The following is a 10,961-nucleotide window of genomic DNA, read 5'->3' as shown; positions in this document are numbered from 1 at the left end:
TACACCCCACCAACAGCCGCCAACAGCGAAGGGCCCGGGCCTATAAGTAAATGGCTGGGAAGCCTAAAAGGGAAGCTGGAGCCTGAGAAGGCAATGACAGGAGAGTGGGAGAGACAGGGCAATCCTAGACACCTCTGAGCTTATGGGCAAAGGTGGAGGAATGACCATAAAAAGGCTGAGTCAGAGAAGGTAGGAAAGGCTAGACCATGAAGCAGGAGCTTATAATATCCTATAGCTTCTAAGATACAAGCTGCAGTAGTTGGTAAGCATGCGGGAGTTAAAGCTAATGTGTAAAGCTTTATATTTTCCTGTTGACAAGAAAAGTCAAGAGTAGACTATGCCTTTGCTGAAAAGTATTTGACTGAGTACAATCCTTCATATCGATATTCACAAATCAAAAGCATCTCATTAAGTACTGAAGCGTATGGTAATGTTCAGCTTATACGTTGTATATTACACACATCCTCTCTAACTTGTTGACATGGCATTTCTTTATCCCTCATTCTTATGGGCGCTTGCTGCGATATCAATCCCAATTGTATTACACCTTATACAATTAAGAAGGGCAAAGCGTGTAGAATTTAGTAATGTAAGGTTCATACAAGTATCCAAAGACCTTACTGCAAGTCAACGTAATTTAAAGGAGCTGCTTATTATGGCTGCTCGTATTTTGTTTATTACCTTTCTGGTACTAGCATTTGCACAACCATTTCTGCCTGCTTCCGAAGCAGTCCGTCCCATCGACTCATCTCAGGTTACTATAGCATTAGATAATTCACTAAGTATGCAAAACCTGCATGCGGATGAAGATCTTACACTTTTAACTGTGGCAGCTGATCAGGCCAAACGCGTACTTGATATTTTTCCTTCCACAACTGCTATCAGCGTTAATACAAATTCAAATTATAATAGAGCAGCCACTGTAGGTTCTGGTGACGCTATAAATGCCTTGGATCAATTATCACACTCTACCAGGCCATTTGTAAGTCAGCAGATCCTCAATGCTAATCAGGCTACAGCAGAACATGTTTTTCTATTCTCAGACTTTCAGAAGTCCTTCTTTGAGCCCTCCCTGCTCAGTAGAGCTGACAGCAATCGTATTTATCATCTTGTTCCTTTAAAAGCGGCTGCCACCTCGAATGTGTTTGTCGACTCTGTATACCTGGCTGATGAATTTATCAGACCTGATACGGAAGGAACATTATATGTTAGGCTTTACAATGCTGGTGATAAAGCGGTATCTGACTGTCCTGTCAAATTAGTGATTGACAATATGCAGATTGCCGCTCTGAGCATTGATTTGCCCCCAAAACAAATAACTGAAACGGCTATCAATTTCACAATTAGAGGAAATGGGAGTAATCGAGCCTGGGTAGAAGTCGAGGATTATCCAGTGGAGTTTGATAATTTATATTATTTTGTGCTTCAGCCTTCCGCACGCCTTTCAATTACAGAGATAAGTGGAAATGAGGCTAGTCCTCTGCAACGTCTTTATCGGAACGAGCCATTATTCCAAACCCAGCGCTTTTCACCGAACAATATAGACTATGCTCGTCTGAACACATCAGATATTATTATACTACAGGGCCTTGACGAAATTCCTGCTGCCCTTGTTTCCACCCTTGATACTTTTGTAAAGGCTGGCGGGACATTGGCCATTATACCTTCAGCCGTGTCAGAGCGCAGTAATTCCTATGCGGCTATGATGCAGTCATTAACGATACCTGCCAGTTTGAGTAGTGGCAGCAAAACTAAAACTTCGCTGGCTATACCTGATCGTGATAGCCCATTTTTCAAAACCATTTTTGCAGATTACGATCCTAAGATGCAAATGCCTGCTTCTGTTAGAAGTCTGGTGTGGTCACGCTCTTCAGAGGATATCTTGAAATACAGAGGAGGCGCCCCTTTTCTTTCACGTTTTGATAGAGGGCAGGGAAAGGTATACCTGATGGCTGCTCCGTTACAGTCTGAACATAACGAATTGGTGAATCATGCGCTCTTTGTTCCGGTGATGTACCGACTTGCTATCAGTAGTTACAAACAAGAGCAACAGATTGCTTATCGTTTGCAAAATATGGCTATTAACATACCTGTGCAGAAGCAAACAGGCGGAGAGAGCATCTATAAATTAGTAAAAGACAGTATAGCATTTATACCTGAGCAGCAGATCAGAGGGGGGCGTCTGATATTTAACGTACCGCCTGACCTGGAAGAGGCCGGTTTTTATGATTTGCAACTACAAGGGGAGGTAGTGGGAAGTTTTGCCTTCAACTTTGATAAACAGGAGTCTTTACTTGAGCAGTACAGCCCGGCAGAGCTACGAAGTTTTCTGCCTAAAGACCAGCAACATGTGCATGTTTACGATTACAGCGATACCTTCTCAGTGAAGAGCGAGTTTGAAAAACGATTTTTTGGCGTCACCCTTTGGAAATATTGCCTATTATTGTGTCTGATTTTCTTGATGGCAGAAATAGCTCTAATCAGATTCCTCTAACATGAAACTTCTTTTCAAAGCAGTCCGCATTTACGACCCCTCTTCAGACTTTCATCTTCAGCGTCAGAACATATTAGTCCACAATGGTATAATCGTCTCAATAGGAGGGGACGATCAGGAGGCAGACCAAACCATCGAGATGGAAGGTCTCTGTGTGTCCCCAGGTTGGGTAGACCTGCATGCGCATGTTGGCGAACCTGGTCTGGAGCACAAAGAGGATATTGAGTCCTTAGGAGAGGCTGCCGCTGCAGGTGGATTTACAGATGTGCTCTGTATGCCTAATGTGCAGCCTGTCGTGCAGACGAAAGGCGCCATCAATTTTCTGAAGGCTAAGACAGCGGGGCTGCCTGTAAACTTGTTACCTGCTGGTGCAGTGACCGTGGATACGCAGGGCAAGGAATTGACGGAGATGATCGACCTGCAGCGTGCTGGTGCCTTGGCTTTTAGTGATGGCGCAAAACCACTGCAGGGAGCCGAGGTAATTGTTAAAGCGCTGCAATACCTGCAGCCTTTTGATGGTGTGCTGATGAACCGCCCGGAGCATACCCGCCTAACGGAGTACGGACAGGTACACGAAGGAATTGTGAGTACACAGCTTGGGATGAAAGGCATACCTGCACTGGCAGAGGAAGTAATGGTGACCCGCGATCTGCAGTTATTGGAATACACAGGTGGGCGACTGCACTTCTCACTTATTTCGACCGCAGCTTCTGTGGAAGCTATTCGATCCGCCAAAGCTAAGGGCTTACAGGTAAGCTGTGATGTGGCTAGTTATCAAGTCGCCTATACGGATCATTCCATGGCAGCATTTGATACCAATTACAAAGTGTCCCCTCCGTTCAGAAGCGAAGCCGATAGAGAAGCGATCTTGCAGGGGCTTGCAGATGGCACTATCGACGCCATTGTTTCAGCACATCAGCCACAGGATACCGAAAGCAAGAAGCTGGAGTTTGACCTGGCCGAATTCGGCATCATCAACATGGAGACGGCCTTCGCTGTAGCTCATACCACTATGCGTGACGCGTTACCCTTGGAGAAACTGATTGAGAAACTGACCAGCGCCCCTCGTCAGATTCTGCGAATGCCTGTATGTGGTATAGCGGAAGGTGAGCAGGCTTGCCTTACATTTTTTCATCCGGACCTGAAATGGATTCCTACGGCAGAAAGTCTCCGTTCCAAATCAAAGAACTCTCCTTTCCTGGGGCAGGAGCTTACAGGTAAGGTAATAGGCATCGTAAACAAAGGCCAAATAGTACTTAATCATTCTTTTTAATATATTTATAGCTATATTTCTGTCAGCAGCAATGCTGACTCTGAATAAGCGCATAACAAATGCTGAATCAAACGATTGTAAGGGTAGGGGTTCGCTATGGTGTACTCTGTGGGTTGGCTTCTTTTGTGATTATACTAGCCCTGCACCTGATGGGGTTTAATGCACTGGGTGAAGCGGGACGATGGAGCTATCTGCCATTACCGATCTTCATCTTTATGGGGCTGCGCTATTTCAAAAGCTTTCATGATGCTGAAGTCGGATTCTGGAGAGGTATACGCGTGAGCCTGGCAGTTACTTTTTATACTGCCTTGTGTGCTGCCATGCTTCTCTACCTGATGCTATACCTGATAGGGCCAGAGATTATACAACAGCATGTGACAGAACTTAGAGCGATGCTTGATATAAGCCGTGAGGCGCAAGTCAAGTTGATAGGCGAGGCAAACTTTGAGCAGGCCTATCAGGAATTAGACAACTTGTCGCCAAGTATGCTGGCGACACATGATTTTTTGAGCAGGATGTTAGTAGGGGTGATGTTTTCTGTGGTGGCTGCTGTATTTTTTAGAAAGTAAATCATATTCACATAAACCTCTACATTAACCATGACTGAAACCCAACCTTCTGTATCATCTGTAGCGCTTAAGTATGGCCTGTTTGGCGCGCTAGCTTCCATTGTATTCACAGCTATCCTGCTTATCACAGGAGTGAACGTAAGTGGCTGGGTAGGCTCATTAGGCTATATCATCCTGATTGCCTTCATGGTAATTGCTATGAAGGAGTACAAAAAGCAAAACTACGGCTATATGTCTTATGGCCAGGGTCTAGGTATAGGTACGCTGGTAGCACTTGTTTTTGGTGTATTAGGAGGTGTGTTTATGTTCATTTACACTTCCTTTATCGATACAAACTATACCTCTAACCTGATGGACAAGCAGCGTATTGAACTGGAAGAGAGAGGTATGAGCGATGAGCAGATCGATCAGGCCATTGCCATGGGAGAGTCTTTCTCCAGCCCCGCCATGATGATCGTATGGTCTATTGTAGGCTATCTGATCGTTGGTTTCCTGATTTCGCTTATAGTGGCTGCTATCATGAAGAATAAGCGCCCAGAGTTTGAATAAATAGCATGCAATACCCTTTTGATATCTCAGTAGTGGTTCCTCTTCTGAATGAAGAGGAATCGCTGCCTGAATTGGTCCGTTGGATCAAGCGTGTGATGCACGCACATAGTTTTACTTATGAGATCATCCTGGTGGACGACGGTAGCACAGATCGTTCCTGGGATGTGATCACAGATTTAAGTGCCGAAGACAATACTGTCAAAGGCATTAGCTTTAACCGAAATTACGGTAAATCGGCAGCGTTGAACGAAGGCTTCAAGCGCTGCAGCGGCGAGGTAGTCATTACGATGGACGCCGACCTACAGGATAGCCCTGAAGAGATTCCGGCCCTGTATGACATGATCAAGCACCAGCGTTTTGATCTGGTGTCAGGCTGGAAACAAAAGCGATTTGATCCGATCAGCAAGACCATTCCTACCAAGCTGTTCAACGCAGCTACCCGTAGCCTGTCAGGTATTAAGCTGCACGACTTCAACTGCGGACTCAAAGCCTACCGTCAATTGCTTGTAAAGAGTATTGAGGTACACGGCGAGATGCACCGCTATATACCGGTAATAGCCAAATGGAATGGCTTCACGCGTATAGGTGAGAAAGTGGTGCAGCATCAGGAGCGTAAGTACGGCACTACTAAGTTTGGTCTCGAGCGCTTCGTATACGGCTTCCTGGACCTGCTTTCCATTACTTTTGTGAGTCGTTTCAAGAAGCGTCCAATGCACTTCTTTGGTACATTTGGTACGCTGTCATTTTTTGTGGGCTTGAGCATTACGCTTTGGCTGATCATCCAGAAAATGTTTAGTCTGTACCCAGATGGGCGAGTACGTGATGTAGTGGACCAGCCGCTGTTTTACCTATCGCTGGTGGCAGTAATACTAGGTGTACAGCTATTTCTGGCTGGTTTTCTAGCCGAGATGATCTCCATGACATCCAGTAAGAAGAACGAATACCTGATCCGTGACCGGGCAGGTTTGATTAAGAAATAATGGCAGGAAGGCGTGTCGTGATCGTGGGGCCTGCGCACCCTTTGCGGGGTGGGGGCATGTCTACCTTTAACGAGCGCCTTGCTCTGGCTTTTCAGGAGGCCGGTGACGAAGTAGAAATTGTTTCGTTCAGTCTGCAGTACCCTTCCTTTCTTTTCCCCGGCAAAAGTCAGTTTACCAAAGAGCCTGCTCCAACAGGTATAACGATCAAGTCGCTCATCAATTCTGTCAATCCGATCAGTTGGGTACGCACAGGCAACTACATCAGTAAGCAACGGCCTGATCTGGTTATTTTCAGGTATTGGCTTCCTTTTATGGGACCGGCCCTTGGTACGATTGCCCGTCTGATCAGGCGCAACAGGTATAGTCGCATCCTGGCTATTACCGACAATGTGGTACCACACGAAAATCGACCTGGCGATGTTCCTTTCACGAAGTACTTTTTGAGTGCCTGTCACGGTTTCCTGACCATGTCACGGGCCGTGCAGCAGGACCTGCAGCACTTTGAGCCGATAAAGCCCAGCGTATACCTGCCACACCCACTTTATGATAATTTTGGCCCTGCCGAAAGTAAGGCCGAAGCCTGCGCTGCCTTGCGATTGGATCCCAACACGAATTATCTGCTTTTCTTCGGATTTATCCGGGCCTACAAAGGGCTGGACCTCTTGCTGGAGGCGATGGCTATACCTGAACTGCGGGCTATACCTGACCTCAAGTTGCTAATCGCCGGGGAGTTTTACGAAGATGCAAAACCTTATCGTGATCAGATTGAGAAACACGGGTTGCAGGATCGGCTTGAGCTTCGCACAGATTTTATACCCAATGCGGAAGTGAGGCATTACTTCTGTGCGGCTGACCTGGTCGTGCAGCCTTACAAGCATGCCACGCAAAGCGGCGTAACACAGGTTGCTTATCACTTTGACAAACCAATGGTCGTGACGAATGTAGGCGGTCTTTCAGAATTGGTACCACACGGGGAGGTAGGCTATGTTGTAGACCCTAACCCTAAAGCGATAGCAGCCGCTATACTTAATTTTTATACCGAGTCAAATGCAGCAGCATATGCTCAGAATATATCCCGGTATAAGAAGCGCTTCAGCTGGGGCCGCTTTGTGGACTCTGTGTATGAACTAGCGGATAAAGTATAGCCCCGACTCTTTCTAAATCAGCAATATCGACCAGTATTGCTGAACACCCTAACCATTTAGGGTGAATCAAATAAGTACAAAGCTTCAAGTTACCATTACTCTCATCGGCAGTTATTTACCTTGTCAGAAATAAATTGAATAGGTTGATTTTATCGAACAGGGACCGGGTAACATTTGACCACTTTGGTTTTAGACAGTCGATGGTGTTTCAGAGGTATAACCCGGAGATGGTTTAAGTTATATTTTAGGGAAATAGCCTGTTTGATTCGGTTAAACAAAATGTGGTATTTTTTGAAATATTTTACTGACACGCTTGTCATAACATCAAACATACTTTATATTTAATGTCCGTATTCGCTGTGAAGCTACCTAATTGATATGCACAAAATCCCTGCTTGCCTGACGCTTGTCCTGCTACTTAACCTACTACCTTTTACGATTTTCGCACAAACTGATACCAGCTTCGTGAGCAGTGCTGTTTCTGATGCCCTCAAGCATTACAGAACCGCCATCGGGGTGCATGCCCACTTGTATAACGGACCGGAATACCATGTTCCTGTCAAGTCCTATGTGGAGGGGCATCAGTTTTATCAGGACAAAATATACCAGAACGGGGCTGTCAAATACGACGGGGCCTGGTTTGAGGAGGTGCCGATGCTGTATGACCTTGTGCAGGACGAACTTCTGATCGTGAACCACGGCAGCGGGCAGCCGCAGCGACTGGTTAAAGAACGGGTGGAAGCTTTCAGACTACACGGCCATACCTTTGTCAGATTACAACCAGACAGTACCACAGGACTTGCCATGAAGCCGGGCTTTTATGATCAGCTCTATAATGGAGCGGTTACCGTGCTGATGAAGCGTGAAAAGACCCTGTTTGAGCGTGCCAGCACCAATGGCATGGAAGGAGAGTATAGAAATGCCAGCAGATTCTACCTGGTGAAAGACGGTGTGTATCATCCGGTGAGTAACAAGCGCTCTGTCATGCGGGTGTTGCAGGACCAAAAGAAGCCCCTGAATAAATTTGCCAATGCTAACAATCTCCGTTTCGGTAAAGAGCGCGAAAACGCCATCGTAAAAACCGCAGCGCACTATGATTCGCTCCAACAGTAAAGTGGCGCACCTCCGATCTATCTAAAAAATCAGTTTAAGCTCTCTTCCTTTTTTATGACCCAATTTTACAGAGCATTTTTGCTGGTATTGCTGTGCTGTATGACCACAACGGCAACACTGCAAGCCCAGCAGCGGAACGAGGCTCCGCTCATCAGCGGCTCATTCCGCAATATCACGTTTCAGGATTTCGTGCAGCGGCTGGAGTCCAGATTGCCTTATAAGTTCTACTTTGAGCAGGCTGTGGCTGATAGCATTATGGTGGACGTGGAGGTAGAGGGCGAACCGCTCAATCTGGTACTGGCTCAGATCTTAAAAGGCACAGACTATAAATTTGCGATCACGGAGCAACGTCAGATTTTCATTACGCGCCAAAATCCGATTATGACCAGCTTGCCGTCTAACTTCTTTAAAGATGAAGAAGAGGCGAGACGCAACAGTCAGCTTGCAGCTCCTGCTTATTTGCCTCAGCAGAATAACAAGAAGAGAATACAGTCAGAAATCAAGCTATACGAGATAGGTACACCCAACGTTAGCAAGACAGGCAAAGCTAATCTGGCGGGAACCTTGCGTGATGCCAATACAGGTGAACCGATCATCGGGGCACACATTTACATTGAATCGCCTTCCATCGGTACTGCTTCAGACCAATATGGCTATTACGCACTATCGCTTCCGGTAGGTAGGCACGAGCTGAACATCCGGGCCGTAGGGCTTAAAAATACAAAACGCCAGGTTATACTGCACAGTGACGGCAAGCTGGATATTGAAGTAGAGGAAGACATCCGCTCTTTGAAAGAAGTGCTGGTGGAGGCCGAGAAAGACCGTAATGTGACGGGATTGCAGATGGGTATGGAGCGCCTGGATATCCGTACGATCAAGCAGGTACCAACTGCCTTTGGCGAAACAGACATTCTGAGAGTCGTGCTGACACTACCCGGTGTGAAGTCGGTGGGTGAGGGCAGTACAGGTATGAACGTGCGCGGTGGCTCCACCGACCAGAACCTGATCTTGCTCAACGATGCTGCTATCTATAATCCATCACACCTTTTTGGTTTCTTCTCCGCTTTTAACCCGGATGTAATCAAATCTGTGGAGCTCTATAAGAGTGCTGTACCTGCCCGCTATGGTGGTCGTTTGTCCTCTGTGCTGGAAGTAACCTCACGCGAAGGCAACAAGAAGCAGTTTAGCGGAGCCGGTGGTATCGGACTGTTGACAAGCCGCCTCACATTGGAAGGACCGATTGTTAAGGACAAAACTTCCATCCTGGTAGGAGGCCGCTCAACCTACTCTGACTGGCTCCTTAAGAAGATCCCGAACAAGTCTTTTAGTAATAGTGAGGCCTCCTTTTACGACCTCAATACCCATATAAGCCACGAGATCAATGAGAAGAACAGCCTGTACCTGACCGGTTACATGAGCAAAGACCGCTTTAAACTGGCGGCTGATACCTTATACCGTTTCCAAAACCAAAATGCCAGTTTGAAGTGGAAGCACAACTTCCACAATAAGCTTTATAGTGTAGTGACAGGCACTTACAGCCATTACGGCTATGACATCTCAAATGAGGAGAATGCGGCAAATGCCTCTGTAATGAACTTTGGAATCAGCCAGACTGGTTTGCAGGTCGACTTCAACTACTTCCCTGATTCAAAGCATACCCTGGATTTTGGTGCCAGCGCCATTCGCTATGAGGTGAACCCGGGCAGCCTGGTACCAAACCATGCAGAGTCGCTTATCAAGCCTGACAACCTGCAGCAGGAGAGAGCCATTGAAAGCGCCCTGTACGTGTCTGATCGCTACGACATCAGCCAGAAATTATCTGTGTCTGCTGGTCTGCGCTACTCTTTCTTCATTGCACTTGGCCAGAGAGATGTGCTGCAATATGCGCCAGGTCTGCCCAAGACGCTGAACACGATCGTTGACACTGTTGCTTATGGCAGCGGCGAATCGATTGCGACTTATCATGGACCCGAGTTCAGACTTTCGGCCCGCTACGTATTGTCCGATAACTCGTCAGTGAAAGTGAGCTACAACAGACTGCGCCAATATGTGCACATGCTCTCCAACACGGCTACCATGGCACCTACGGATACCTGGAAGCTAAGCGATAGTAACATCAAACCACAGGTAGGCGATCAGGTAGCGCTCGGGTACTACCGTAATCTGCGTGCCAATACCATCGAGTTTTCAGCAGAAGCCTATTACAAGTGGATGCAGGACTTCCTGGACTATAGGAGCGGTGCCAGCATTATTATGAACCATCACATTGAAACAGACGTGGCCAACGCTGAAGGCAAGGCTTATGGGGTGGAACTGATGCTGAAGAAAGCAAGCGGAAAGCTCAACGGATGGGTAAGCTATACCTACTCCCGCACCTTGGTACGCCTCAATGACCCAACTGTGTCGGAGGTGATCAACAGAGGGGAGTGGTATGCGAGTAACTTCGACAAGCCGCATGACCTGACCATGATCAGCAACTATCGCTTCAGTCAGCGCTTCAGCACCTCGTTTAACTTCACGTACAGCACCGGTCGCCCAATCACACTGCCACTGGCCAAGTACTATGACGGCGGATCGCACCGCATCTTATACTCTGATCGCAACCAGTACCGCATACCTGACTATTACCGCATCGACCTGGCCCTGAACATTGAGGGGAACCACAAGATTGCGAAACTCGCGCACAGTTCCTGGACAGTAGCCGTGTACAACCTGACGGGTCGCAAAAATCCTTATTCAGTTTATTTCAAATCACAGAACGGGCAGATAAGAGGCTATAAGATGTCTATTTTCGGGCATCCGATTCCCACTATTACCTACAACTTTAAGTTTTAATTG

The 10,961-nt window shown here is 46.9% G+C and carries 8 protein-coding genes; all 8 read left to right on the top strand.

Features of this window, described 5'->3' with window-relative positions:
* Positions 1-481 precede the first annotated feature (481 nt).
* The 8 genes from AC5FX6_RS21285 to AC5FX6_RS21250 all read left to right on the top strand — a co-directional run bounded on the left by AC5FX6_RS21285 (position 482) and on the right by AC5FX6_RS21250 (position 10,958).
* The gene (locus AC5FX6_RS21285; protein ID WP_493598977.1) at positions 482-2,494 is read left to right on the top strand and encodes a BatA domain-containing protein; all 2,013 of its coding nucleotides are present in this window, start codon (positions 482-484) and stop codon (positions 2,492-2,494) included.
* 1 nt (position 2,495) lies between these two features.
* Complete coding sequence (locus AC5FX6_RS21280) at positions 2,496-3,767, top strand: dihydroorotase (RefSeq protein ID WP_493598976.1); 1,272 nt, start codon at positions 2,496-2,498, stop codon at positions 3,765-3,767.
* A gap of 59 nt (positions 3,768-3,826) precedes the next feature.
* The gene (locus tag AC5FX6_RS21275) at positions 3,827-4,336 is read left to right on the top strand and encodes a DUF4199 domain-containing protein (RefSeq protein ID WP_493598975.1); all 510 of its coding nucleotides are present in this window, start codon (positions 3,827-3,829) and stop codon (positions 4,334-4,336) included.
* Positions 4,337-4,366: 30 nt separating this feature from the next.
* On the top strand, positions 4,367-4,885 hold the full coding sequence (locus AC5FX6_RS21270; protein ID WP_493598974.1) for a DUF4199 domain-containing protein: 519 nt from the start codon (positions 4,367-4,369) through the stop codon (positions 4,883-4,885).
* A 5-nt stretch (positions 4,886-4,890) separates the two neighbouring features.
* A complete protein-coding gene (locus AC5FX6_RS21265; RefSeq protein ID WP_493598973.1) occupies positions 4,891-5,865 on the top strand; it encodes a glycosyltransferase family 2 protein in 975 nt (324 codons plus the stop codon).
* The gene (locus tag AC5FX6_RS21260; protein ID WP_493598972.1) at positions 5,865-7,010 is read left to right on the top strand and encodes a glycosyltransferase; all 1,146 of its coding nucleotides are present in this window, start codon (positions 5,865-5,867) and stop codon (positions 7,008-7,010) included. The genes AC5FX6_RS21265 and AC5FX6_RS21260 overlap by 1 nt, the downstream gene beginning before the upstream one ends.
* Before the next feature lie 378 nt (positions 7,011-7,388).
* The gene (locus AC5FX6_RS21255) at positions 7,389-8,123 is read left to right on the top strand and encodes a hypothetical protein (protein ID WP_493598971.1); all 735 of its coding nucleotides are present in this window, start codon (positions 7,389-7,391) and stop codon (positions 8,121-8,123) included.
* 54 nt (positions 8,124-8,177) lie between these two features.
* Positions 8,178-10,958, top strand: coding sequence for a TonB-dependent receptor (locus tag AC5FX6_RS21250; protein WP_493598970.1), 2,781 nt, complete (start codon positions 8,178-8,180; stop codon positions 10,956-10,958).
* Positions 10,959-10,961: the final 3 nt, after the last annotated feature.

It is taken from the genome of Pontibacter sp. LHS2, assembly GCF_058932845.1.
Note: the sequence above shows the minus strand (reverse complement) of the source record. Positions and strands in the feature narration are given on the sequence as shown.

Bases quoted from the DNA above. Each gene is read 5' to 3' on its own strand.
- AC5FX6_RS21265 (WP_493598973.1), top strand. From the start codon at position 4,891: ATGCAATACCCTTTTGATATCTCAGTAGTGGTTCCTCTTCTGAATGAA.
- AC5FX6_RS21270 (WP_493598974.1), top strand. From the start codon at position 4,367: ATGACTGAAACCCAACCTTCTGTATCATCTGTAGCGCTTAAGTATGGC.
- AC5FX6_RS21280 (WP_493598976.1), top strand. From the start codon at position 2,496: ATGAAACTTCTTTTCAAAGCAGTCCGCATTTACGACCCCTCTTCAGAC.
- AC5FX6_RS21285 (WP_493598977.1), top strand. From the start codon at position 482: ATGGCATTTCTTTATCCCTCATTCTTATGGGCGCTTGCTGCGATATCA.
- AC5FX6_RS21275 (WP_493598975.1), top strand. From the start codon at position 3,827: ATGCTGAATCAAACGATTGTAAGGGTAGGGGTTCGCTATGGTGTACTC.
- AC5FX6_RS21260 (WP_493598972.1), top strand. From the start codon at position 5,865: ATGGCAGGAAGGCGTGTCGTGATCGTGGGGCCTGCGCACCCTTTGCGG.
- AC5FX6_RS21255 (WP_493598971.1), top strand. From the start codon at position 7,389: ATGCACAAAATCCCTGCTTGCCTGACGCTTGTCCTGCTACTTAACCTA.
- AC5FX6_RS21250 (WP_493598970.1), top strand. From the start codon at position 8,178: ATGACCCAATTTTACAGAGCATTTTTGCTGGTATTGCTGTGCTGTATG.